This window comes from Klebsiella sp. JB_Kp031, assembly GCF_040064295.1.
Classification (GTDB): Bacteria; Pseudomonadota; Gammaproteobacteria; order Enterobacterales; family Enterobacteriaceae; genus Klebsiella; species Klebsiella quasipneumoniae.
In genome coordinates, this window is record NZ_JBEAJW010000025.1 from 46,738 (window position 1) to 72,290 (window position 25,553).

A 25,553-nucleotide genomic window follows, 5' to 3' on the forward strand; every position below is an offset into this window, starting at 1 on the left:
CCTCCTTCTTTTATTAAGGAATTCAAATGCAAGCGGCAACTGTAGTTATCAACCGCCGCGCTCTGCGACACAACCTGCAACGTCTGCGTGAACTGGCGCCTGCCAGCAAACTGGTTGCGGTGGTGAAAGCGAACGCCTACGGACACGGTCTTCTTGAGACCGCGCGAACGCTGACCGACGCCGACGCTTTTGGCGTCGCCCGCCTGGAAGAGGCGCTGCGCCTGCGAGCGGGGGGGATCGCCCAGCCGATCCTCCTGCTGGAAGGCTTTTTTGCGGCGGAAGACCTGGCGGTGATCGCCGCTCAGCGTCTGCATACCGCGGTGCATAGCCCCGAACAGCTGGCGGCCCTGGAGCAAGCCGATCTCCCCGAGCCGGTGACCGTGTGGATGAAGCTGGATACCGGCATGCATCGCTTAGGGGTGCGTCCGGAGGAAGCCGAGGCGTTTTATCAGCGTCTGAGCCAGTGCAAAAACGTCCGCCAGCCGGTTAACGTGGTGAGCCACTTCGCCCGCGCCGATGAGCCGACCTGCGGCGCCACCGAACGCCAGCTGGATATCTTCACCACCTTTACCGAAGGCAAGCCGGGATTGCGCTCTATTGCCGCCTCGGGCGGTATCCTGCTGTGGCCGCAGTCGCATTATGACTGGGTGCGTCCGGGCATTATCCTGTATGGCGTGTCGCCGCTGGACGATCGCTCCACCGGGAAAGATTTTGGCTGTCAGCCGGTGATGATCCTGACGTCCAGCCTGATTGCCGTGCGCGAACATAAAGCAGGGGAGCCCGTCGGCTACGGCGGCACCTGGGTCAGCGAACGCGACACGCGTCTCGGCGTGGTCGCGATGGGCTATGGCGACGGTTATCCGCGCGCTGCGCCGTCGGGCACCCCGGTGCTGGTTAATGGCCGCGAAGTGCCGATTGTCGGCCGGGTGGCGATGGATATGATCTGCGTTGACCTCGGCCCGCAGGCCCAGGATAAAGCCGGCGACGCGGTGGTGCTGTGGGGAGAGGGACTCCCGGTAGAGCGCATCGCCGAGATAACGAAAGTGAGTGCTTACGAACTTATTACGCGACTGACCTCCCGCGTCGCCATGAAATACCTCGACTAAGCCTTGTTCGTACCGGATAGCTCAGACGCTTATCCGGTACGCTATCGGTATAGCCGCGGACAAAAAAGCGGTTTATACCGCTGCGCGGTCACTTTCCCCTCAACATCCTCTCGACCTGCCGTCATATCCGGTTTATTGTGTAAGAACCTGCCCCATGTAAACCTGGAGATACATCGCGTGTTTCAAAAAGTTGACGCCTACGCCGGCGACCCTATTCTTTCTCTGATGGAACGCTTCAAAGAAGACCCGCGAAGCGACAAAGTCAACCTGAGTATCGGGCTGTATTACAACGATGACGGCATTATCCCGCAGCTGCAGGCGGTGGCGGAAGCGGAAGCGCGCCTGAACGCCGAGCCGCACGGCGCCTCGCTGTATCTGCCGATGGAAGGGCTGAGCGGCTACCGCCAGGCAATTGCGCCGCTGCTGTTTGGCGCGGAGCATAGCGCGCTTAAGCAAAACCGCATCGCCTCCATTCAGACGGTCGGCGGTTCGGGTGCGCTGAAGGTCGGGGCCGACTTCCTCAAACGCTACTTTCCTGAGTCTCATGTCTGGGTCAGCGACCCGACCTGGGAAAACCACATTGCCATATTTGAAGGGGCTGGCTTCGAAGTAAGTACTTACCCCTGGTTTGATAAAGCCACCAACGGCGTGCGCTTTGAAGCGCTGCTGGCGACGCTGCAAACGCTGCCGGCGCGCGACATTGTGCTGCTGCACCCCTGCTGCCACAACCCGACCGGCGCCGACCTGACGCCGGAACAGTGGGATCGTGTGGTGGAGATCCTGAAAGTGCGTCAGCTGATCCCGTTCCTCGACATCGCCTACCAGGGCTTTGGCGCAGGGCTGGAAGAGGATGCCTACGCCATTCGCGCCATCGCCAGCGCCGGGATGCCGATGCTGGTCAGCAACTCGTTCTCCAAAATTTTCTCCCTGTACGGGGAGCGCGTCGGCGGCCTGTCGGTGGTCTGTGAAGACAGTGAAACCGCAGGCCGCGTGCTTGGCCAACTGAAGGCCACCGTGCGCCGCAACTACTCCAGCCCGCCGAGCTTTGGCGCGCAGGTGGTGGCGACGGTGCTGAACGATGCCGGGCTGAAATCCACCTGGCAGGCGGAAGTGGACGCCATGCGCGCGCATATCCTGACTATGCGTCAGGCACTGGTCGACGCGCTGCAGCAGGTTGCCCCGGGCAGCGATGTGGATTACCTGCTCAAGCAGCGCGGGATGTTCAGCTACACCGGCTTCAGCGCGGCGCAGGTGGATCGCCTGCGCGACGAGTTTGGCGTCTACCTGATTGCCAGCGGACGCATGTGCGTGGCGGGGTTAAACTCACGTAATGTTCAGCAGGTCGCGAAAGCCTTTGCCGCGGTAATGTAAGCCGCTCTCCAGCAGGTTGTCTCTGCCGGTCAACGGGCAGGGGCAACCCCCTCTGATTGTGATCATCCTCATTTTCTATGACATCTACGCGAAAAAGGCTTTTCATCCCTGTCGCCTGCGGGTAAGGTCGGGGCGTTACTAAGCATGCACATTATTGAAAACAATAATGATTGATAGATTTAGGGATAAATATGCGCAAACTTACTCTCGCCCTTGCGGCGGCTTCTCTCCTGTTCACGCTGAACAGCGCCGTAGTAGCGCGCGCCTCCACGCCACAGCCGCTGTGGGTCGGCACCAACGTGGCCCAGTTGGCCGAGCAGGCGCCGATCCACTGGGTTTCGGTGGCGCAAATTGAGAACAGCCTGCTGGGGCGTCCGCCGATGGCCGTCGGCTTTGATATCGATGACACCGTTCTCTTCTCCAGTCCTGGTTTCTGGCGCGGGCAAAAAACCTTCTCTCCCGGCAGTGAGGATTACCTGAAAAACCCGCAGTTCTGGGAAAAAATGAACAACGGCTGGGACGAATTCAGCATGCCAAAAGAGGTGGCGCGCCAGCTGATTGCCATGCATGTGAAGCGTGGCGACAGCATCTGGTTCGTCACCGGCCGCAGCCAGACCAAAACAGAAACCGTTTCTAAAACCCTGCAGGATGATTTTCTTATCCCCGCCGCCAATATGAACCCAGTGATTTTCGCTGGCGATAAGCCGGGTCAGAATACCAAGACCCAGTGGCTGCAGACGAAGCAGATAAAGGTTTTCTATGGCGACTCGGATAACGATATTACCGCCGCCCGCGAGGCGGGCGCCCGCGGGATCCGCGTGCTGCGTGCCGCCAACTCCTCCTATAAGCCGCTGCCGATGGCCGGCGCGCTGGGCGAAGAAGTGATCGTCAATTCCGAATACTGACAGGCGCCAGAACGCGATAAACGGCAGCGGTGACGCTGCCGTTTTTTTATGCAAAATCCGGGGTGGAAGGTTTTACCTTTTCACGTATTGCTGCACACTTAGAGGGATTCATTCGCAAAAAGGAGTCGATGATGTGGTATCAGCAAACCCTGACGCTTGGGCCTAAATCCCGTGGTTTTCATCTGGTCACCGACGAAATCCTCGGCCAGATCCGCGGGCTGTCCGGGGTGAAGGTCGGCCTGCTACACCTCCTGCTCCAGCATACTTCCGCTTCCCTGACGCTCAACGAAAACTGCGATCCCACCGTCCGGTATGACATGGAGCAGTATTTTCTTAACGCCGTGCCGGACAATGCGCCGTACGAACATGATTATGAAGGCCCTGACGATATGCCGTCGCACATCAAATCATCGATGCTTGGCGTGTCGCTGATGCTGCCGGTCGAGGACGGACGCGTCAGGCTGGGGACCTGGCAGGGCATCTGGCTGGGGGAGCATCGGATACACGGCGGTTCGCGGCACATCGTTGCGACGCTCATGGGGGAATAAAAGATGACAATTTCGGAGTTATTGCAGTACTGCATGGCGAAGCCGGGAGCAGAGCAGAGCGTCCACAGCGACTGGAAAGCCACGCAGATTAAGGTCTCGGACGTGCTGTTTGCCATGGTGAAGGAGGTCGAAGACCAGCGGCCGGCGGTTGCGCTGAAGGCGAGCCCGGAGCTGGCGGAGCTGCTACGGCAGCAGCATCGCGACGTCCGGCCCAGCCAGCATCTCAATAAAGCGCACTGGAGCACCGTCTTTCTGGATGGCTCGCTGCCGGATTCGCAAATCTACTACCTGGTCGATGCGTCTTATCAGCAGGCGGTGAAAATGCTGCCGGAGCCGGTCCGGCAGCAGCTTTCTCGCTAATTATTTTAGCATCGGCTTCAGGAAGCGCGCGGTGTGCGAGGCTTCGCACTCGGCGACGGTTTCCGGGGTACCGGAAACCAGAATTTCGCCGCCGCCGCTGCCGCCTTCCGGGCCGAGATCGACAATCCAGTCGGCCGTTTTTATCACGTCGAGATTGTGCTCAATCACCACGATGGTATTGCCCTGATCGCGCAGCTGGTGCAGCACTTCCAGCAGCTGCTGGATATCGGCGAAGTGCAGACCGGTGGTCGGCTCATCGAGGATATACAGCGTCTGGCCGGTACCGCGCTTGGACAGCTCGCGCGCCAGCTTGACGCGCTGCGCCTCGCCGCCGGACAGGGTCGTCGCCGACTGGCCGAGACGGATATAGGTCAGACCCACGTCCATCAGGGTTTGCAGTTTACGCGCCAGCGCCGGTACGGCATCAAAGAACTCGCGCGCTTCTTCGATAGTCATATCCAGCACTTCGTGGATGGTTTTGCCTTTGTACTTAATCTCCAGCGTTTCGCGGTTATAGCGCTTACCTTTGCACTGGTCGCACGGTACGTAGATATCCGGCAGGAAGTGCATTTCGACCTTGATCACCCCGTCGCCCTGGCAGGCTTCGCAGCGACCGCCGCGGACGTTAAAACTGAAACGGCCCGGCGTATAGCCGCGGGAACGTGATTCCGGCACCCCGGCGAACAGCTCGCGCACCGGCGTAAACACCCCGGTATAGGTCGCGGGGTTGGAGCGCGGCGTGCGGCCGATCGGGCTCTGGTCGATATCGATGACTTTATCGAAGTGCTCCAGCCCCTGAATATCGCGATACGGCGCCGGTTCGGCGATGGTCGCGCCGTTAAGCTGACGCTGGGCAATGGGGAACAGGGTGTCGTTGATCAGCGTGGATTTACCCGAGCCGGAGACGCCGGTGATGCAGGTAAACAGGCCCACCGGCAGGGTCAGCGTCACGTCTTTCAGGTTGTTGCCGCGCGCGCCGGTTAGCTTGAGGACTTTCTCCGGATCGGCGGGCACGCGCTGCTTCGGCACTTCAATTTTGCGCTTACCGCTCATGAACTGGCCGGTCAGGGATTCCGGTACCGCCATAATGGCCTCCAGCGGCCCTTCCGCCACCACCTGGCCGCCGTGGACCCCGGCCCCGGGGCCGATATCGATCACATGGTCGGCGGCGCGAATGGCGTCTTCGTCATGCTCAACCACGATCACCGTGTTGCCTAAATTACGCAGGTGGATCAGGGTCCCGAGCAGGCGCTCGTTATCGCGCTGGTGCAGGCCGATGGAGGGCTCATCCAGGACGTACATCACGCCAACCAGTCCGGCGCCAATCTGGCTCGCCAGACGGATACGCTGGGCCTCGCCGCCGGAGAGCGTTTCCGCCGAGCGGGAGAGCGTCAGGTAGTTGAGGCCGACGTTGACGAGGAACTTCAGGCGATCGCCAATCTCTTTCAGCACTTTTTCGGCGATTTTTGCCCGCTGGCCGGAGAGCTTCAGATTGTTAAAGAAGTCCATCGCGTGGCCGATGCTCATATCGGAAATGGTCGGCAGCGGGGTGTTTTCCACAAACACGTGGCGCGCCTCACGGCGCAGACGCGTACCGTCGCAGCTGGCGCACGGGCGATTGCTGATGAACTTCGCCAGCTCTTCGCGCACCGCGCTGGATTCCGTCTCTTTGTAGCGGCGCTCCATGTTATGCAGCACGCCTTCGAACGGATGGCGGCGCACCGAGGTGTCGCCGCGGTCGTTCATGTATTTGAATTCAATATTCTCTTTACCGGAACCGTACAGGACCACTTTCTGCACGCTGGCGCTGAGGGTGCCCCACGGCGCTTCAACGTCAAACTTATAGTGCTCCGCCAGCGACTTCAGCATCTGGAAGTAGTAGAAGTTACGCCGATCCCAGCCGCGGATGGCGCCGCCCGCCAGCGACAGCTCCGGATTTTGCACCACGCGATCGGGGTCGAAATATTGCTGCACGCCGAGACCGTCGCAGGTCGGGCAGGCACCCGCCGGGTTGTTGAAGGAGAACAGGCGCGGCTCCAGCTCGCGCATGCTGTAGCCGCAGATCGGGCAGGCGAAGTTGGCGGAAAACAGCAGCTCTTCCGCTTTCTCATCATCCATATTGGCCACGATGGCGGTACCGCCGGAGAGCTCCAGCGCGGTTTCAAACGACTCGGCCAGACGTTGCGCCAGATCGTCGCGGACCTTGAAGCGGTCGATGACCACCTCGATGGTGTGTTTCTTCTGCAGCTCCAGCTTCGGCGGATCCGAGAGATCGCAGACTTCGCCGTCGATCCGTGCGCGGATATAGCCCTGGCTGGCGAGGTTTTCCAGCGTTTTGGTGTGCTCGCCTTTGCGCTCTTTAATGATGGGCGCGAGCAGCATCAGGCGCTGACCTTCCGGCTGAGAGAGCACATTATCGACCATCTGGCTGACGGTCTGCGCCGCCAGCGGCACGTCGTGGTCCGGACAGCGCGGCTCGCCGACGCGGGCGTACAGCAGACGCAGGTAGTCGTGAATTTCGGTAATCGTACCCACCGTCGAGCGGGGGTTGTGAGAGGTTGATTTCTGTTCGATGGAAATCGCCGGCGACAGCCCTTCGATATGGTCGACGTCCGGCTTCTCCATCAGCGACAGGAACTGTCGCGCATAGGCGGAGAGCGATTCGACGTAGCGACGCTGGCCTTCGGCATACAGGGTGTCGAAAGCGAGTGAAGATTTGCCAGACCCGGAAAGCCCGGTGACGACAATGAGTTTGTCGCGCGGGATAACGAGGTTGATGTTTTTGAGATTATGGGTGCGGGCGCCCCGAACTTCGATCTTATCCATTCACCTTTCCCGGTAGGTAGATACACGGATTGCCTGGTTTGCTTGAAGGACAAACGGCAGAAACGGCTAATTATGACACAATTTAACCTGAATGAATATACAGTATCGGAATGCAAATTCAGGTCGAGTGTGCAACAATGTCGTAGCCGGGTACTATCTCTGGAATCAGCCTCGCAGCTATTAAAATGCTACGTGGAAATGGTACACTCGCGCGTTTACACTATTAAGAAACGTATTCAGGAGACACGAACATGGCCAGCAGAGGCGTAAACAAGGTGATTCTCGTCGGTAATCTGGGGCAGGACCCGGAAGTACGCTACATGCCAAGTGGCGGCGCAGTCGCCAACTTCACGCTGGCAACTTCCGAATCCTGGCGTGACAAGCAGACCGGCGAAATGAAAGAGCAGACTGAATGGCACCGCGTTGTGCTGTTCGGCAAACTGGCTGAAGTCGCTGGTGAGTATCTGCGTAAAGGCTCTCAGGTGTACATTGAAGGCCAACTGCGTACCCGCAAGTGGACCGATCAATCCGGTCAGGACAAATACACCACTGAAGTGGTGGTAAACGTTGGCGGCACCATGCAGATGCTGGGCGGCCGTCAGGGCGGCGGCGCACCGGCAGGCGGCGGACAGCAGCAGGGCGGTTGGGGTCAGCCTCAGCAGCCGCAGGGCGGCAACCAGTTCAGCGGCGGCGCGCAGTCCCGTCCGCAGCAGCAGGCTCCGGCAGCGCCTTCCAACGAACCGCCGATGGACTTCGACGACGATATCCCGTTCTAAGGCCTGCCTTAAACGCAATATCCACGTAGTTAACACAGAAAGCCCCGGTTTCGCCGGGGCTTTTTTTATGATTATTTCACCACCGCCTCAGAAGTGGTTTTGACCGCTGGCCGCAAGCGCTTCAGGCCGCGGGCACCTGAGCGGTCGCGGGCATCGCCACGCTGGGCTGCGGTTTGGCTGGCGGCGCCACCGGCTCCTGCCGCGGCGCCGCCGTCGCTTTCTGTTTGCGGGCCATGTCATCGACGATCAGCCGATAGGCGATGTAATACTTATAGATATTGCTGACGTAGGTCACCGTTTCCGCGCCGATTTTTTCTGCCGCCAGATTTTCGACGTTACCGAACCAGACGTTTGGATCAAACCCGCGCTGTTTGGTCATGGTGCGCAGGCGGGCGATACGCGCCGGACCGGCGTTGTAGGAGGCAAAGGCAAATAGCGCTTTATCCAGCCGGGTCATGGGCTCATCAGCATAGTAACGATCTATCATCCAGCGCATATATTTCACGCCAGCATGAATATTGGGATCCAGCTGTTTAATATCGCCCACCTTCAGCTCTTTTCCGGTGCGGGGCATCACCTGCATCACCCCGACGGCGCCAACGTGGCTTCGAACCGACTGGTTCAGCCGCGACTCCTGGTATCCCTGGGCCGCCATCAGCAGCCAGTCGACATCATAGCGATCGCCATATTTACGGAAGACGTCCACCATGGCGAGGAACTTGCGCCGTTCCTTACTCGCTGCGGCATTTTTAACATATTGGGCATTTTTCAGGTAACGCAGCAGCAGGGTATTACCCAGCGTGGTGCCCTGACGATTCTTTTTCACGAAGTTGTTCAGCAGCGCCAGCAGCTGCGGGCTGTCCTGGCGTACCGCCCACGCAATGTTGCCGCCGTCGCGCAGCACCACGTTGTCATGGACCTGGATTTTCGGAAATACCTGTTTCCAGAAAACCGCTTTATGCTGATCGACGACGATCAACGGCACCAGCCCGGCGTTGAGCATTTCCAGCAGATCTTCATCCTCCAGCGCTTCCGGCGCCGCTTCCAGGGTAACCGGCGGTCGTGACTCGCTGGCAAATCGGGCGTTCAGCGCTTGCAGACTTTCGTAATAGCTGGAGGAGCGGCGAACAAAGACCGTTTGACCGGAGAGCTGCTCCAGACTGTCGACCTTCGGCGATGCCGGGCCGGAGATCAGTAATTCTTTCACGTTGCTGTAGAGCGGTTGGGCGAAATCGACCTGGGCTTCCCGCGAGGGCGTGATAGTCAGGTTGGCGGCGGCGATATCCCCTTTACCTTCATTAAGCGCGGTAAAGAGATTATCCCGACTGACCGGCACAAAAACGATATGCAGCTTCAGGTGGCGCTGTTTTAGCTTTTTATCTTTCGCCAGCTGTTTATTCAGATCGTTTTCCAGCGCGATAAAGATGTCGTGCGTTGCCCCGCGCTGGGTGCCTTTATCAATAAAAAAGAAGGTCTTGCTGTAGGTGGTTAATACCCGGATGGTGCGCCGATCGAGCATGCCAGGCAGATCGCCTTTCCACGGCTGCAGCATGTCGTCGATATGGATCGACAGCGTGTTGTCTTCGGTTGCCACCGGCGGCGCGATTTCCGCCTCCGCCGCCGGCAGAAAAGGGGCGAATAACAGCGTCGCGAGGCAGGTAAGCCAGGCGATAAACAGGCGTGATAGCGAATTGGCGTTCATGGAGGAGCACTCCGCAGGGGGATGTGTTTATTTTAGCAGAACGGCCGCCGTTAGCTGGGTATGACATGGGGGAAAAGGTGTAACGATACCGACAAAGAGTCTTTCGCAAATAGTATTACTTACTATTAATGTGCTTTTGTCTTTAATTTAACTATGGAGATAATATGATAAAAATATGTTTTTTTAATGATGAATAGAAAGTGATGATTTTATTTTTACTTTATTCTCTTCCGTTTGTTTTTTGGTAACCAGCTGATTGGTAAATGTTATTTTATTTTTCTCTGATATTGATTATTATCATCTTGATAATGAATCTCATTTTTATTACCGTAACACGGCACATTACTCTAATGACACGCTGTCTGGATTACGCTATCAAAGAATAGCGCGCAGCGCTTTTTCTCTAATGATGAAACAGGGCACTTAATTTTATTATGCCTCACGCTGTCTTCTTATTCCCATTAATGCCGGGAAGGCGCTGGCCTGCGCCAAAATCTGGTGAGGCGCTGAGGCAAGTATTTTATCCCATTGTTTTTTCAATTGGGGAAGGCGTTATGCCCGACAGCAACAGAAAACAGGGCATATTCTATGAAATACACGTCTCTCTTCCCGCTGGGGATCGCCATTCCTCTGTTTGCCTGTAGCGTGCCGCTGCAGGCGACAGAGAGCGTTATTGAACCATCGACGTCTGACGAGAGCACCCCCACTGCTGAACATCACGAGGAAACGATGGTGGTGACTGCCGCCAGGCAGAACCTGCAGGCGCCGGGCGTGTCGACCATTACTGCGGACGAGATTCGCAAACATCCCCCCGCCCGCGATGTGTCGGAGTTAATTCGCACGCAACCCGGAGTCAATCTGACCGGTAACTCCACCAGCGGTCAGCGAGGCAACAACCGGCAAATTGATATCCGTGGGATGGGACCAGAGAACACTCTGGTGCTGGTCGATGGAAAACCGGTCACCAGCCGTAACTCGGTGCGGTATGGCTGGCGCGGCGATCGTGATTCCCGTGGCGATACCAACTGGGTGCCGGCAGAGATGATCGATCATATCGATGTGATCCGCGGCCCGGCGGCGGCGCGCTATGGTAATGGCGCGATGGGCGGGGTCGTCAACATCGTGACCAAACCGACCACGCCTGAATGGCATGGGTCGTGGAATACCTATATGAATGCTCCGCAGCATCGTAAAGAAGGGTCGACGAAACGTACCAACTTTAGCCTCAATGGTCCGCTGTCAGACAGTGTCAGCTTCAATCTCTGGGGTAATTTGAGTAAAACCCAGGCCGATGCTCAGGACATTAACGCCGGGCATGAAGCCGAGCGTACAGGCTCCTACGCGGGCTCTTATCCCGCCGGACGTGAAGGGGTGGTGAACAAAGATATTCACAGTAAGCTGCGCTGGGAGTTCGCCCCGATGCAGGCCCTGGAGTTTGAGGCCGGCTACAGCCGACAGGGCAACCTCTATGCCGGCGACACACAAAACACCAATACCAGTACGCTGGTGAAGAGTATGTACGGGAAAGAGACTAACCGTCTCTACCGGCAAACTTATGGCGTGACATGGACCGGCGGCTGGGATAATGGCGTGACCAGCAACAGCTATGCCCAGTACGAACACACCCGCAACTCGCGAATGAATGAAGGGCTGGCGGGGGGGACGGAAGGGATCTTCTCCAGTAGCGAGTTTTCAGATATCGATCTGGCCGATGTTCTGCTACATAGCGAAGTGAATATTCCGTTTACGCTGGGGGTCGATCAGAATCTGACGCTGGGGACAGAATGGAATCAGCAGCGGATGAAAGATGGCGTATCGACAACCCAGGCGCTCTCTTACGGAACTATCGATGGCGTATCGGCTACCGGTCGTAGCCCGTACTCCAGCGCCGAGATCTTCTCGCTGTTTACCGAAGATAATATGGCGCTAACGGACAGCACCATGCTGACACCCGCTCTGCGCTTCGACCACCACAGCATCGTCGGCAATAACTGGAGCCCCTCGCTGAACCTGTCCCAGGAGCTGACGGACGACTGGACGCTGAAGCTGGGCATTGCCCGCGCTTACAAGGCGCCTAACCTCTACCAGTTGAACCCGAACTATATTCTCTACAGCAACGGTCAAGGCTGTTACGCCAGTAGTTCCGCCTGCTATCTGATGGGGAATAGCGACCTGAAAGCGGAGACCAGCGTTAATAAAGAGATTGGTCTTGAGTATAAGCATGAGGGCTATCAGGCGGGAATCACCTGGTTCCGTAACGACTATCACAACAAGATTGAGTCAGGGTACGCGGCGGTGGGCACTGCCAGCAACGGCACCACCAATATCTATCAGTGGGAAAACGTACCAAAGGCGTTAGTGGAAGGCCTGGAAGGAACGTTGAATCTTCCGATGGGGGAGACGGTTAACTGGAGCAATAACCTGACATGGATGCTGCAGAGCAAGAATAAGACGACAGGCGACCGACTGTCAGTGATCCCGCAGTTTACCCTGAACTCGACTTTGAGCTGGCAGGTCCGTGAAGATCTCTCTCTGCAGAGCACCTTTACCTGGTATGGCCGACAGAAACCAAAACGCTTTAATTATAAGGGCGAGGCGGTCAGCGGCAGCGAATTAAACGAAGTCAGCCCATACAGTATTGTCGGTCTCAGTGCGACCTGGGATGTGAACAAAAACCTGAGCTTCACCAGCGGGATAGATAACCTGTTTGATATCCGCCACTATCGGGCAGGGAATGCGCAAACGACCGGCAACGCGACGACGGGAGCTTATCTGTATGGCGCGGGTGCCGAGACCTATAACGAATCGGGGCGGACCTTCTTTGTGAGCGTAAATACTCACTTCTGATGGTGCTGGTGAGAATGAAACCGGGTGCAGCGCGGCCCGGTTTTTTTATTTCAGATGAGAGCGGTGGAGACAATTATAAATGGTGACAAAATCTTCACGCCCTCTACATTATTAGCTCAAAATATCTTTTTATACTGATTTCCGTCGCGCAAGGTCGTTGATCCCGATCGGGCTCGATAATAGCACCCTGCTATTTCCCTTCTGCAATACCCCCCTGTCCCCCTTCCATTCCCAACCGCAGCGATGCGGAGGAGGGGGACCTTCCTTATTTTTGCCGGGTGACCTGATGACGATATTGAGTGGGTGTGAGCGCATGATATTTTTTGAAGGTACGATTAAACGCACTGAGATCGTCATAACCAACCATAATACAAATATCGACAATACGGTAACCAGGCGTCGTCAGCAATAAACGGCGACAGAGCGACATGCGCTGCTGGCGGATATATTCCATCGGCGATCGATCAAAATAATGACGGAAGAGCCGAAACAAATGCCAGGGGGAATAACCAGAGATATCGCTCAGATCGTCGACGGTCAGTTTCTTATCCAGATTATTATCGATCCACAAGAGCAGGTCGCTTAATACCGATTGCTGGAGCGTTTTGCTATGCATGATTGAGGCCAATCCCAAAAACGAAGGGCTCCTCAATGAGGAGCCCTGGATTTATTGAACGGTGAGCTCGCCGTGGCGAACCTGATAATTTTTTTGGTTATCAGGGCCAATAAAGTCGCTGGCGGGTTTTGCCACCTGCAGATGACCAAACGCGGTTGATTGCTCTGCATGATAATTTTCGCCGTCATTCACGTTGCCGTGCCCGTTATAACGGGCAATGGCCGGGAAGGGATACACCGGACGCGTTGCGATAACGGCTGGAGCGGCGTCAGCGTAAGGCTGACTGACTTTCTGCACGCCGTGAAACTGCGTTTGGGCATCTGGTTTTTCTGTCATCGGCGGCAGCCTGGCGGCGGCTGGCGCCCGTTTGCCGGCCATAATCTCTTGCGGCGCGATGCCTTCCTCGGTCCAGCGCATCAGCGGGGTAAGGAGATCAATTTGATCGTAACCTTCGCCATTACCGCAATGTGCTACCCCAGGCAGCAGGAATAACCGCAGGAAGGAATCCGTTGCGGCATGGCCCATCTCTGCTTCTACGCCGCGGTAATAGGCGATAGAAAAGGCTGGGCTGACGGAGTCATCGGCCAGACCGTGCCAGAGGATAAGCTTGCCGCCGCGCTGCTGATAGGCATGAAGATTGGTATTTGCCGCATTATAGAGCGGTGCCAGTTGAGCGATGGCGTCAAAATTCTGCTGATTAAGTGGGAAATCCCGCATCGATTGGATCTTCTGTTTTCCTCCCGGCAGGAGCACGGATTGCAGAGCCGGTAGTACCATCATTTCCGACATTGAGTGGCCGGTCGGCGTCTCCGGCACCGGCCAGCGTAGCTCGGAGCCCAGCGGAAGACCGCCAGCGACGAACTGGGCGCCGTGGCTGTCGTAAGCGCCGCGGTAGAGCTTTTTCACTACCTCAATCTCTTCCTGTGTCAGGCAGGCGGAACGGTCCTGAGCGTTGGCAGGACAGCGGGGGAGCCAAGTCTCAGAGAACTGACAGGCATAGGGGTTTTGCAGGATGCCGTCCTGCACGCCGGAAAGCGTCGGGCAGTGAGCCAGTATGGCCTGGTGAATCAAAGGTAAGCGATCTTTCAACAAGATAGCGGTACCGTCCGGACGCTGATTGGCGGCCACATTCCAGCCGTGGAAGAAGGAGTTCTGAAACTGGAAAAAGGCCGCTGGCGCGCCAGCGCTGATACCGTCAAAATCCTGCGGAAAGCGCTGCGCTTCCATCAATGCTTCGCGACCGCCGTCTGAGCAGCCCATAAAGTACGCGTACTTTGGCGGCTGGCGGTAAAGCGTCTGCATCACCGCTTTGGCCAGCACTGCGGTCAGGTGGTTGGCGCGCCAGGCAAAATCGATGCGCTTTTGCGGATCTTCTGCCCATGACGCATCCATCATACTGCCATGGTGCCCCATATCGGTTGCTGCCACCACAAACTCGCCGTTCATTGCCGGCAGGCAGCCGCTGGCATTCGACAGACTCAGGTTAATACTCCCGCACAGTCCGCCGCAGCCGACCTGCAAGAAACGTTGACTCCAGCGCTGGGTCGGCAGGGCAATCTGCACGCCAATCTGGGGGGCGATAGTGGCGCTCACCTTGCACCAGCTTCCCTGCGCGGAGGTCTGCATTTCAGTGTGGTTGATAGTGACCTTTGCGCCAACGGCGGCGCTGAAGTCGGTAGCGCTTAGCGCATCGCATGTTAGCGCGGGGAGAACAATCGGCAGACTGGAGGCCGCCTGCGTGGGTGAAGCGAACGATAACCCAACGAGGGTGCAGAGAATGATAGGTAACATCGTTTTAAGTAAGCGTGTCATACGCGATTCCCTGTGATTGATGATGGGAGGCGGCAGGATGGTGAAGCCTATGCCTCACCTTCCCTGGCGAGGCGCCACTGCTTGGCTATTGTAGATAACGATAGATTTTCCTTGATGCCTTGATAAGGCGTCCCTAATGTATTCTGCTATTTTGAGGAAAATATGGAGATGTTCGCCATCGGCGTCTGGCGGTGAATACAAGATAGAATGTTGTGATGTCGATTGCATAATTTATTCAATTTCTCTTCATTATATCTGCTGGCTTTAAGAATATGATTGTGCCTGTTCCTGGTGATTCCAGAGAACAACATTCCTAACGAGATCCTTCCCCCTTTCCATTAGCAAGAAAGGGGGCTTTTTCAATAAAGACCGTTCAGGTAAATCTAAATATAGCTCTGGTGTTGGCCATTAGAACCACGGCGTTCAGGAAAAGTTCCATCATTAAATATATTTTTAAAGATGATTTAACATCCTTTTTTTCTCCATTTTGTCGCCATAATTGCATGTAATTCTGCGCCTCGCTCAGGTTATTTCTGTCGCATATCTTAGATACGCATCCTGAACAAATAAGCTCAACGCCAGCAGATAACTGCTATTGCTCATTATCTCGTAGACGACACATTCATGTTAAAAAAGACTCATATCATCAGCGGATTATTGATTACCCCTTTAACGTTGTACGCCGCAACCTCATATCAAGTTGATGATATCCGTTTTGAAGGGCTGCAGCGCGTGACCGTCGGGGCGGCGCTATTAAGTATGCCGTTGCACGCGGGAGAAGCGGTGACTGCAGAGGGAGTCAGCGAGGCAGTGCGCGCGCTGTATGCGAGCGGCAATTTCGAGAATGTGCAGATCCTGCGCGATGGGAAAACGCTGGTGGTGCAGGTTAAGGAGAGGCCCACTATTGCCAGCATCAGTTTTTCCGGGAATAAGTCGGTGAAGGATGATGCGTTAAAGGAAAATCTCACCGCGACAGGTATTTCAGCAGGTAGCGCACTGGATCGAAATTCGCTTAGCGAAATAGAAAAGGGGTTGCAGGATTTCTATTACAGCGCGGGGAAATACAGCGCGCAGGTTCACGCTGTGGTGACACCGTTACCGCGTAATCGCGTTGACTTAACGTTCGTCTTTCAGGAAGGCGTATCGGCGAAAATCGCACAAATAAACATTATCGGTAATCAGGCGTTTCGGGAAGAGACGCTCCTGGACCAGCTTCAGCTACGCGATAATGTGCCGTGGTGGAATGTGGTAGCGGATAAAAAATATCAGAAACAGAAGCTGGAAGCCGATCTGGAAACGCTGCGCAGTTTTTATCTCGATCGCGGCTATGCGCGCTTTGCGATCCAGTCCACGCAGGTCAGTATGACGCCAGATAAAAAATCCCTGTATATCACCATCACCCTCAATGAAGGCGAACGTTATCGGGTCGACCGAACTCAGGTGACAGGCGACCTGGCGCAGCATGGACCGGAGATCGAGGCCCTTGCCCAGCCGCTGGCGGGGGCATGGTATAGCGGGGCGCAAGTCACCACGGTTGAAAATGAGATCAAAAAGCGTTTTGGTAAGTATGGTTATGCCTGGCCGCAGGTGACGACCACGCCGGAAATCGATGACGCGCATCATCGTGTGACGCTGCATATTCAGGTCAACGCCGGCCGCCGCTACTCGGTACGCCAGATCCGCTTTTCCGGTAACGACACCTCCCGGGACGCGGTGTTACGTCGTGAAATGCGCCAAATGGAAGGGGCGTGGCTCAACAACGAAAAAGTCGAGCAAGGGAAAGTACGTCTTGATCGAACGGGTTTTTTTGAGAACGTTGAACAGCAGATCGTTCCGGTCAATGGAACGGCGGATCAGGTCGATGTGGTCTACAAGGTGAAGGAGCGCAACACCGGCTCATTCAACGTGGGCCTGGGATTTGGTACGGATAGCGGCGTGAGCTATCAGCTTGGCGTGACGCAGGATAACTGGCTGGGTACGGGCAATAGCGTGAGCTTCAATGGGACGCGCAACAGCTATCAGTCTTATCTTGAACTGGGGGCGACGAACCCGTGGTTTACCGTTGATGGCATCAGCCTGGGCGGAAAGATTTTTTATAACAGCTATGATGCTTCCGATGCGGATGCCGGGAGCTATAACCAGCAGAGCTATGGCTTAGGCAGTACGCTAGGGTTTCCCATTAGCGAAAATAACTCCCTGAACCTGGGGCTGGATTATGTCCATAATCGCCTGACCAATATGGATCCGGAGCTGACGACCTGGCGCTACCTCAGCTCTCGGGGAATCGAGCCCAGCGTGGTGACGAAAGATGGCGACAGTGGCGCAAAATATAGCGCCAACGATTATTTTGTGAGTCTTGGATGGGGCTACAACGATCTCGATCGCGGCTTCTTCCCGCGTGCGGGAAACAAGAGCAGCCTGAGCGGTAAAGTGACGCTCCCCGGTTCGGATAATAGCTACTACAAACTCTCTTTTGACACCGCCCAGTATCTGCCGCTGAGCGAAAACAAGCGCTGGGTCTGGATGGAACGCCTGCGCGCAGGCTATGCTGGCGGGTTAGACGGCAAAAGTGTGCCGTTCTACGATAACTTTTACGCTGGCGGTTCGTCGTCGGTGCGCGGCTTCTCTTCTAACACCATTGGGCCTAAAGCGGCCTATTACCGCTGCAATGGTAGCGAAAGCAGCTATAGCGCCTGCCCGCTGGATGCCTCGTCTGATGCGGTCGGCGGGAATGCCATGGCGGTGCTGAACAGCGAATTTATCATTCCAACCCCCTTTGTGAATGACAAATACGCCGATAGTCTGCGAACCTCGCTGTTTGTTGACGCGGGGACGGTCTGGAGCACCTCCTGGCACAACACCGCGCAGACGCTGGCGGCAGGTATCCCTGACTACGGCGATCCGAGTCATATTCGTCTCTCCGCGGGGATTGCCGTGCAGTGGATGTCTCCCCTTGGTCCACTGGTCTTCTCCTGGGCAGAGCCGTTTAAAAAGTACGATGGTGATAAAGCAGAACAGTTTCAGTTTAATATCGGCAAAACCTGGTAGGGCCTCAGCGGGGCTTGTTAGACCGGCGTGGCAATATTCTGTGGACTGTCTTCCGACATAGCGATTGAGCAGAATATGCTCAATCGCTATGTCGATATTATCGCTAAGGAATGCGATCTGGCGGGACACCCGCGACATTTACCCGAGCGCGGTCTGAGGGCCTCGCGGAGCTGGTGACGTACGACGAGGTAACCGCGCAATAAATAGCTGCCTGCTACGGTCCTCTTTTCTTGCCAACCGCGGGTAATGCTCAGTGCTGCATCATCTAATACCAATGACTGAGGCCTCATCCAGAGGGACTAAGACGTATTGTCAATTAAGTTTATATTATCTTATTTTTTATTATATTTTCTTTTTTAAGGTTAATTTGGCTGTTTTTTATCGGGCCTAATCATAAATTTCGAGAGGAAAATGAAACGTTACTAATAATGGGTTGTGTTGTTAGGAATTGTCTTAAGTCACATAATTGTCAGGGACGCTTGCGGTTTATAATAATGAATGCTATCACTATATACGGTAACAATTTGTAGCATCTGTATAAGGAAGGAATATGAAATGGACTATTCTTAATACTCTGATCTGCCCGCAATCCGGCATCGCCTTCTCGGCAATATCCAGTCTGCGTTTCTTAAAATTTATCATGTGGTACGAGGCCGATGTGATCCTGCTGCCCGGCGAGTCGATGAAGCTCTATTCCTCGAGAGTTTTAATTAATGACCAGTATCATTCATTAAAAATCTACAATATTACGGTGTACGATGAGGCGCAATGGGAAAAATTACGTGAGCGGCCATCTTGCCCATACCATGCCGGCGGCGAGCGGTCTGACTCCTGTTTTTACCAGTCCTTTTGCGCAATTAAGCGCTGTCCGAATAATATTCCCCGCAGCGAACCCTGGCGGTAGTCAGTCCACGCCGCCGGCCAGCCGCCGGCGGCGTGGCGTTATTTCGCCAGCAGGGCCGCCAGCCGCGGCTGGACGCTTGCGCAGCCCGCCAGCACGAGGTTGCCTCGCCGCAGACCCTCATTGGCGAGAAACGCATTGCACTTTCCCCCCGCCTCCTCAATCAACAGCATGCCTGCCAGCGCGTCCCAGCTGTTCATATGCGCTTCATAATAGGCATGGAGCTGGCCGGCGGCGACATGCGCCAGCATCAGGGCCCCCGCGCCGAAGCGGCGATATTCCAGGCCGGCGTCGAGCAGGGTCGCGATGGCCTGGGCGTAGTCGCTGGCCGGGGCGCGGCTGGAACGGCCCATACCCACCACCACCGCATCCGGATCCGGTTCGCGTAGCGTCAGACGCTGGCCGTTGAGATACGCGCCTTCGCCGCGGCCGGCGAAGAAAAACTCATCGCGATCGGGAGCGTAGATAATGCCAAGCGTCAGCTCGCCCTGGCATACTCGCGCCAGCGAGATACACCAGTAATCCATACCGAGGATAAAGTTGGTGGTGCCATCGACAGGGTCGAGCACCCAGACGGTCTGTTCATCGCCAGCAAAACCGCTCTCCTCGCCGAGGAAACCCTCCTGGGGAAAATGGGCCTGCAGCCAGCCTTTAATCTGTTGTTCTACCGCGAGATCCGCCTGGGACACAAAGTCCTGGCGCGATTTTTTATCGACCTGTAATCCCGCATCGCGCAGCGCCTGGGCGTGGGCGCCAGCCTGGCGAATCAAGGCGCATAATGACTCTCGTTGTGCTTCCGTCATAGTCCTGCTCTCAGATAACAAAGGGCGACGTGCGCCGGTGAATTAACGTCACCTCCACCCAGGTGGTGCGTGAAGGTTGTAAAGGGTCGGCGGCGCGCTCCTGCAGCCGGGTAAGCGCCTGGCGGGAAATCGCCGCCACATCCTGATGTAGGGTGGTGAGCTGGTAGCTATATTGCGCGGTCGGCGGCGTGTTATCAAAACCAATCAGCTGGTAATCCTCAGGCGCCTGTTTGCCGCGCTGGCGCATTCCATCGAGAAAGCCACAGGCAAGCTGGGCATTGGCGCAAAAGATCCCCTCAGGCACCTCGCCAGCGAGCGCCGCGGCCTGCTCACCGCCGACGTAGCCCTCCTCCGGACAGGCGAGGTGCGCCAGGTCGCGTTCGATGTCCACTCCGCGCGTCTGTAGCGCCCGGCTGAACGCTTCCCCGCGCATGCGTCCGGCCCAGGTGGAAGGGTGAATATTGAGCCAGCCGAAGCGCCGACAGCCGCTGCGCAACAGCTGGTCGGCGGCCAGCTCGGCGCCAGCGGCGTTATCAGAGCAGACATAATCCACCCCGGGGATCGTCGGTTGACGGTTAATGCCCACCACCGGAATATGCTGGTGAACGCACTCGTTCACCAGCGCTTCCGGCGGCTGGCCGGAGGTAACGATAACTCCGGAGACGCGAAACTGAGCGAAACGGCGCAGGGTGTGCGCCAGATCCTGCTCGCTATGGATCTCGCTCACCAGCGCCTGAAAGCCCTGGCGTTGGATCTCGTTGAGCAGGGCATCAAGCAGGGCGCTGCGAAAAGGATCGCTGATGCGCGAGACGATCACGCCGATTAAGTGGCTGCGCTGGCGGTTCAGCCCCTGGGCGAGGAAATTAACCTGATACCCCAGCTCTTCGGCGGCGCGCAACACCCGCGCCCGGGCATCGGGAGAGATGCTGCCGTTGCTGCTCAACGCCCGGGACACCACCGCCCGGGAGACGCCCGCTCGCCGGGCAACGTCCTGGGCGGTGACGCTGGGTTTACGGGGTGCAGGGCTCATAGGATATGCGCCTCGTCGTTAAACGTGGGACGCGGCAACGTTAAGGCGAGCCCATCCCGGGAAACGAATAAACCCGGCCACGGCTGGCAGGCCTGCTTCAGCGCCGGCAGGGAAGCATCCTCGCAGTGATAGAGCCCCAGCGCTGGGAGCTGCAGCGTTCTGAACAGCATCAGGCAAGAGGGGAAATCGCCATGAGAGGCGTCATCGTCCAGAGCCGCCACCGAGGCACACTCCTGAAACGCCAGCCCGGCGCCGGCCATCAGGGCCATCGAGTCGGCGGTCGGCCGGCCATCGCCGCTGTAAAACAGCGTCTGCCCGGCAATGGTGATACGGATGGCGCGATTACTCAGCTCATGCTGGGTGGGGGCAGTGCGGATCTGCCAGTCCTGCCACGTCCAGGCGTCGCGACACGCTTGCCAGTCGAGGGTGAAGCCAAGCTCCGCCTGCGGCCAGTTCGCCAGCGCGGCCAGCTGCTTGAGCACCGGCTGCTGCGCCGGCTGGCAGTAGATAATCAACGGCTTCTGGCGGGAGCCGCTTTTCCAGTAATTCAGCAGCGCCGTCAGACCGGTGCAGTGGTCCGGATGAACGTGGGTGAAGTAGATCGCGTCGATATCGTTGACCCCGCCGCCGCGCTGCCAGAGCGCGCGGGGAACGGTGGGGCCACAGTCGATTAACCACTGTTTGTTGTCCGCGTCGATTACCCGCAACGCGGAAGTATTTTGCGTGCAGGAAAAGGCGCTCCCGCAGCCAAGCACATCTATTTTCATTTACCCTCGCCAAAAATTTTTGTCGCTTAATTAAATTGTCATAAATACCCGACAAAGTAGGCTCACATCATGTCGAGTCAACGTTGCATTTTTTTTACAGCTAAATGAACACGTGTTCATACCAATAAAAAATGCCCGCAACAGCGCTTTCAGGTAGCGAATATGAGTTATTTAAAGATCTCTGGCCTTAAAATTAGTTATGGCGATAAAGTGGTTTTACATAATATCGATCTGGCGGTCGAGCAGGGGGAGATGATCGCCCTGCTCGGCCCTTCGGGATGTGGAAAAACCACCCTGCTGAATGCCCTCTGCGGTTTTATTCCGGTGGAAAGCGGGGAGATCGCCATCGCCAGCCGATCGATCACCCATCAGGCGCCGGAGCAGCGCAATATCACCATGGTGTTTCAAAGCTACGCCCTGTGGCCGCACCTGACGGTGGCGCGCAATATTGGCTATGGCCTGAAGCTGCGCAAATGGCGCGGGGCGGATATCACGCGGCGAGTGGCGGAGCTGCTACGGATCGTCAATCTCGACGGGCTGGCTGACGTGAAGGTGACCGAACTCTCGGGCGGCCAGCGGCAGCGGGTGGCGCTGGCGAGGGCGCTGGCGATAGAGCCTCAGGTGCTGGTGCTGGATGAGCCGTTATCTAATCTGGATGCCAAAGTGCGGCTCAATGTGCGCCATGAAATTAAATCTCTGCAAAAGAAACTCGGCTTTACGTCATTAATTGTCACCCACGATCAGCAGGAGGCATTAGTGATGGCGGACCGAATTGCGGTATTAAACCAGGGGCGAATTGAGCAAACCGGCACGCCGGAACAAATATATCAGCGGCCCGCGACACCCTTCGTCGCTGATTTTATGGGCGCCGATAATAAAATAACCTCTGATGAAATATCCGCTGCCGCAATATCCGGTTTATCCGCTGCTCAGCAGGGTGAAAAAGTCATTTATTTTCGCAGCGCCGATGCCACGCTCGCTGAATTAACGCAGCCCGCGCCGCAGGAAGGGCTCGCCCTGGAGGGGATGGTGGAGCAGAGCGCGTTTCTGGGCAATCTGTATCGCCACAGCGTACGCTGCCATGACCGCCTGCTGCAGGCCGACTCCGCTCAGTGCTGGCCGACGAAAAGCCGCGTCAGGCTCCATGTGCCGATGCCGGCCCTCCATATTTTTCCTTTACCACTATCACAGTGATATCAGCGTGTTCATTCTGGGGACAATCCATGTTTACTAAGACGAAAGCAGCGATCTTAACGACCCTCTGCCTGAGCGTTAGCGCCCAGGCCGACACCTTTCTTAACGTCGCCACCGCGGGCGATCAGAATATGGTGGATTACGTGAAAACCTGGCTGGGGCCAAAATTTGAAGCCGCTCATCCCGGCGTCAAGGTGCGGGTGATCGGTACCGGCCCAGGCGACGCCGGGTCGAATAAAATTAGCGAGAAGCTGAGCGCCCAGCAGGAGAGCGGCGCGCAGCAATGGGATATCGACGTCGCCGTGGTGCATCAGAAGGCGGGCGGGGAGCAGGTGGAAAAGGGATTGCTGCAAAAATATCGCCAGGATATTCAGACCGGCGGCATGGTGAGCTCGCCGAGCGCCACCCAGGCGCTGGGCGTTAACGTCGACGGATACGTCATGCCGATGTTCTTAAGCCAGACCGCTATCGCCTGGAACAGCGATCTCGTCAATACGCCACCGACGTCGTATGACGAGCTGGTGGCTTGGACGCAGAAACATCCTCAGGCTTTTGGCTATAACGGCATCAAGAACGGCATGTCCGGCGTTAGCTTTGTGGTGGGCTGGATCTACGCCTACGGGACCGACGCCGAGCGCCTCTCCTCCGCGCCTTATGATAAAAGCGTCGAAAAGGGCTGGCAGCAAGCCTATGAGAAACTGAAGGCGTTCAATAAAAATGTCACTTTCACTCCGGGCAACGCTGGTACGCTCGACATGCTAAGTCGGGGAGAGATTGCCATGGGCCCGGTATGGGTCGACATGTTCTATAGCTGGAAAGATCAGGGCAAGCTGCCGCCATCGATTAAGCTCGCTTTACTGGCCCCGGGCATGCCGGGTCAGCCGATGTATTACGTCATTCCGGCGAAAGCGGCGAATCCGCAGCTGGCGCGCGACTTTATCGCGCTGGCCACCAGCCCGGAAGTGCAGGCGCAGGGGATCGTTAAGCAGTTCAACTGGTATCCGGGCATCGACGCCGGGCAGGTGAAGCCGAAGCTGGATGCAGCGACCTGGCAAAAACTGTTTGCCGAAATCTCGCCAGAAGCGTTGGCGAAGTATGGCAAAAGCTTCCCGATCGCTCCCTACTTTGACGATATCAAAGAGGGTTACGAAAGCCAGGTGGCCAATTAACCCTTTTTCCAGCCCGGGTCGCCGACCCGGGTGCTTGCTTGTGCCAACGCCAGGTTCTTTATGTCCAGTTCATTAAAATATTTGCTGCTGGTTGCCCCGGCCGCGCTGATGGTCGCGATCTTGTTTTTGTATCCGCTGGGGTTTTCGCTGGTCTCGGCGTTTACCGCGCCGGGACAGCCGTTCACCCTCGATCATTTTCGCAAGGTCTACGCGCTTTACGCCAACGATGTGCTCTTTTCGCTGCTTATCGTGCTGATCTCGGTGGCGTTGTTAGCGCTGATCGCCATTACCCTGTCGGCAGTGATTGCGCTGTCGCCTTGCCGGCCCGTTGTTCGCCTGCTGGGTTTTTTGTATCGCCTGCCGCTGTTTATTCCTTTTATCGTCGTCGCTCAGATGATGCGCACTTTTCTCGCCAAAAATGGCCTGATGAACAATGCGCTGGTGGCGGCCGATCTGGTCAGGCCGCTGGAGACCCTCTCCTGGTTGGGATGGAAGGGAATTGTCATTACCTTTGTCTGGAAGCAGCTGGCCTTTGCTACGCTGTTGATCTGCGGAGCGATGGCGGCGCTGGAGCCGTCGCAGATCCTCGCCGCACGTAACCTTGGCGCCTCCCGGCCGCGGCTGCTGTTCGATATTATGCTGCCGCAGGTCCTGCCGACCATCGGCGTGGCGCTGGTGCTGTCGACGGTAACCATGATGTCGGTGCTGTCGGTACCGCTGATGATCGGCGTGGGGACGCCGACGATGCTGACCGTGGATATGGCGTTTCGCGTCAATTCCTATGGTGATTACGCGGTGGCGAATGCGCTTGGCGTGGTGTCGCTGGCGATCTGCGGCGCGCTGTCGTGGTTTTACCTGCGCCATAGCCTGCAGCAAAAAGGCGGTGAATGATGAAAGCGCTGAACCTTGCTTCCTCTCCGTCATGGTGGGTAAGAGGACGCCGTAAAGTGAACGCCAGCCCGGTGCTGCAGAGCCTGCTGCTGCTGTTTATGCTGCTGGCGATGTTTGGCCCGCTTCTGAACCTGTTGATCTGGACTGTAGCGGAAAGCTGGTATTTTCCCCATTCGCTGCCCAGCCAGTGGGGCCTGAAGTACTGGTATCAGGTTTTCAATCCGTACAGCGATGTCTCCAGCTCGCTGTTAACCAGCATACTGATCGCCCTGCTGTCGGTGGGGGTCTGTTTGCTGATTTCCGTTCCCGCCGGCTATGCGCTTTCCCGGCGGAAAATGCCGCTGCGGGTGCTGTTTATGCTGCTGTTTCTCCTCCCGCAGGCCTTTCCCAACCTGACGGTATACATGAATATTGCTCGTCTGTTTTACCAGTGGGGCTTGAACGGAACTATCGCGGGGGTGGTGCTGGTGCATAGCGTCCATGGTCTGATGTACTCGGTGTGGATCTGTGTGGCCGCGTTTTCAGCCATCGACCCGCTGCTGGCGCGGGCATCGCGTAACCTGGGCGCCGGACCGGTGTATACCTTCTGGCACATCGTGCTGCCGCAGGCGGCGCCAGGGATCGTTGCCGCCTGCATCTTTGTTTTTCTGGAGTCGTTGGATGAGTTTACCGGCACCTTCTTCGTCGGGGCGCCGGATATCACTACGCTGCCGCTGCTGCTCTATAACGCCAGCATGTCGGGTAACTATCAGGTCTCGTCGATTACCGCGCTGATTTTGCTGGTGCCATCGCTGCTCTTTATGGTGGTGATCCATAAATTTATGCGTCCGGAGATGATGGCGAAATTGGGGAAATAAGAGCTGCAGAAAACGAAAAAGCTT

General features: G+C 56.7%; 20 protein-coding genes. 13 read left to right on the forward strand and 7 right to left on the reverse strand.

The window, feature by feature from the left end; genetic code table 11:
* The first annotated feature begins 26 nt into the window (after positions 1-26).
* The 5 genes from alr to ABLV64_RS10415 all read left to right on the forward strand — a co-directional run bounded on the left by alr (position 27) and on the right by ABLV64_RS10415 (position 4,290).
* Positions 27-1,106, forward strand: a complete 1,080-nt coding sequence (alr, locus tag ABLV64_RS10395; RefSeq protein ID WP_217325165.1) for an alanine racemase — start codon at positions 27-29, stop codon at positions 1,104-1,106.
* Positions 1,107-1,283: 177 nt separating this feature from the next.
* Entirely contained in the window at positions 1,284-2,477 is a 1,194-nt protein-coding gene (gene tyrB, locus ABLV64_RS10400; RefSeq protein WP_316937856.1) for an aromatic amino acid transaminase, read from the forward strand.
* Positions 2,478-2,668: 191 nt separating this feature from the next.
* The gene (gene aphA, locus ABLV64_RS10405; protein WP_004206302.1) at positions 2,669-3,382 is read left to right on the forward strand and encodes an acid phosphatase AphA; all 714 of its coding nucleotides are present in this window, start codon (positions 2,669-2,671) and stop codon (positions 3,380-3,382) included.
* A gap of 131 nt (positions 3,383-3,513) precedes the next feature.
* Positions 3,514-3,930, forward strand: coding sequence for a secondary thiamine-phosphate synthase enzyme YjbQ (locus ABLV64_RS10410; protein ID WP_004206303.1), 417 nt, complete (start codon positions 3,514-3,516; stop codon positions 3,928-3,930).
* A 3-nt stretch (positions 3,931-3,933) separates the two neighbouring features.
* Entirely contained in the window at positions 3,934-4,290 is a 357-nt protein-coding gene (locus tag ABLV64_RS10415) for an MmcQ/YjbR family DNA-binding protein (RefSeq protein ID WP_004206305.1), read from the forward strand.
* Here ABLV64_RS10415 and uvrA read toward each other — a convergent pair whose 3' ends face one another.
* Positions 4,291-7,116 carry an excinuclease ABC subunit UvrA gene (uvrA, locus tag ABLV64_RS10420; RefSeq protein ID WP_004206306.1) on the reverse strand — a complete coding sequence of 942 codons (2,826 nt, stop codon included), beginning with the start codon at positions 7,114-7,116 and terminating at the stop codon, positions 4,291-4,293.
* A 251-nt stretch (positions 7,117-7,367) separates the two neighbouring features.
* On the opposite strand from uvrA, the gene ssb1 reads away from it, so the two are divergent.
* Entirely contained in the window at positions 7,368-7,892 is a 525-nt protein-coding gene (gene ssb1, locus ABLV64_RS10425; protein ID WP_004151744.1) for a single-stranded DNA-binding protein SSB1, read from the forward strand.
* Positions 7,893-8,013: 121 nt separating this feature from the next.
* Here the strand turns inward: ssb1 and ABLV64_RS10430 are convergent, their stop codons facing one another.
* On the reverse strand, positions 8,014-9,594 hold the full coding sequence (locus ABLV64_RS10430) for a lytic transglycosylase F (protein ID WP_023319488.1): 1,581 nt from the start codon (positions 9,592-9,594) through the stop codon (positions 8,014-8,016).
* A gap of 588 nt (positions 9,595-10,182) precedes the next feature.
* Here ABLV64_RS10430 and ABLV64_RS10435 point away from each other — a divergent pair.
* Positions 10,183-12,441, forward strand: coding sequence for a TonB-dependent siderophore receptor (locus ABLV64_RS10435; RefSeq protein WP_062913522.1), 2,259 nt, complete (start codon positions 10,183-10,185; stop codon positions 12,439-12,441).
* A gap of 265 nt (positions 12,442-12,706) precedes the next feature.
* On the opposite strand, the gene ABLV64_RS10440 is transcribed toward ABLV64_RS10435, so the two are convergent.
* Positions 12,707-13,075, reverse strand: coding sequence for a helix-turn-helix transcriptional regulator (locus ABLV64_RS10440; protein WP_017900112.1), 369 nt, complete (start codon positions 13,073-13,075; stop codon positions 12,707-12,709).
* A 33-nt stretch (positions 13,076-13,108) separates the two neighbouring features.
* A complete protein-coding gene (locus ABLV64_RS10445) occupies positions 13,109-14,869 on the reverse strand; it encodes a tannase/feruloyl esterase family alpha/beta hydrolase (RefSeq protein ID WP_153651052.1) in 1,761 nt (586 codons plus the stop codon).
* 624 nt (positions 14,870-15,493) lie between these two features.
* Here ABLV64_RS10445 and bamA point away from each other — a divergent pair.
* Positions 15,494-17,917, forward strand: a complete 2,424-nt coding sequence (gene bamA / locus ABLV64_RS10450; RefSeq protein ID WP_117125009.1) for an outer membrane protein assembly factor BamA — start codon at positions 15,494-15,496, stop codon at positions 17,915-17,917.
* A gap of 550 nt (positions 17,918-18,467) precedes the next feature.
* On the forward strand, positions 18,468-18,821 hold the full coding sequence (gene iraM, locus ABLV64_RS10455; RefSeq protein ID WP_004206315.1) for an anti-adapter protein IraM: 354 nt from the start codon (positions 18,468-18,470) through the stop codon (positions 18,819-18,821).
* A gap of 38 nt (positions 18,822-18,859) precedes the next feature.
* On the opposite strand, the gene ABLV64_RS10460 is transcribed toward iraM, so the two are convergent.
* Genes ABLV64_RS10460 through ABLV64_RS10470 form a run of 3 tightly spaced genes read right to left on the reverse strand, consistent with a single transcriptional unit; the run spans position 18,860 to position 21,418 of the window.
* Positions 18,860-19,621 (reverse strand): inositol monophosphatase, encoded by a 762-nt coding sequence (locus ABLV64_RS10460; RefSeq protein WP_049093109.1) that lies wholly within the window; start codon positions 19,619-19,621, stop codon positions 18,860-18,862.
* A gap of 10 nt (positions 19,622-19,631) precedes the next feature.
* Complete coding sequence (locus tag ABLV64_RS10465; RefSeq protein ID WP_049093110.1) at positions 19,632-20,651, reverse strand: LacI family DNA-binding transcriptional regulator; 1,020 nt, start codon at positions 20,649-20,651, stop codon at positions 19,632-19,634.
* Positions 20,648-21,418, reverse strand: a complete 771-nt coding sequence (locus ABLV64_RS10470; RefSeq protein WP_004206319.1) for a ribonuclease Z — start codon at positions 21,416-21,418, stop codon at positions 20,648-20,650. The genes ABLV64_RS10465 and ABLV64_RS10470 overlap by 4 nt, the downstream gene beginning before the upstream one ends.
* A gap of 162 nt (positions 21,419-21,580) precedes the next feature.
* Between ABLV64_RS10470 and ABLV64_RS10475 the strand changes: the two genes are divergently transcribed.
* The 4 genes from ABLV64_RS10475 to ABLV64_RS10490 are packed head-to-tail and all read left to right on the forward strand — an operon-like array spanning position 21,581 to position 25,529.
* Entirely contained in the window at positions 21,581-22,612 is a 1,032-nt protein-coding gene (locus ABLV64_RS10475; RefSeq protein WP_004206321.1) for an ABC transporter ATP-binding protein, read from the forward strand.
* A gap of 29 nt (positions 22,613-22,641) precedes the next feature.
* On the forward strand, positions 22,642-23,781 hold the full coding sequence (locus tag ABLV64_RS10480; protein WP_217325162.1) for an extracellular solute-binding protein: 1,140 nt from the start codon (positions 22,642-22,644) through the stop codon (positions 23,779-23,781).
* A 60-nt stretch (positions 23,782-23,841) separates the two neighbouring features.
* Positions 23,842-24,672, forward strand: a complete 831-nt coding sequence (locus ABLV64_RS10485) for an ABC transporter permease subunit (RefSeq protein WP_004206325.1) — start codon at positions 23,842-23,844, stop codon at positions 24,670-24,672.
* Positions 24,672-25,529, forward strand: a complete 858-nt coding sequence (locus ABLV64_RS10490; RefSeq protein WP_053810870.1) for an ABC transporter permease subunit — start codon at positions 24,672-24,674, stop codon at positions 25,527-25,529. The genes ABLV64_RS10485 and ABLV64_RS10490 overlap by 1 nt, the downstream gene beginning before the upstream one ends.
* The last annotated feature ends 24 nt before the right edge of the window (positions 25,530-25,553 follow it).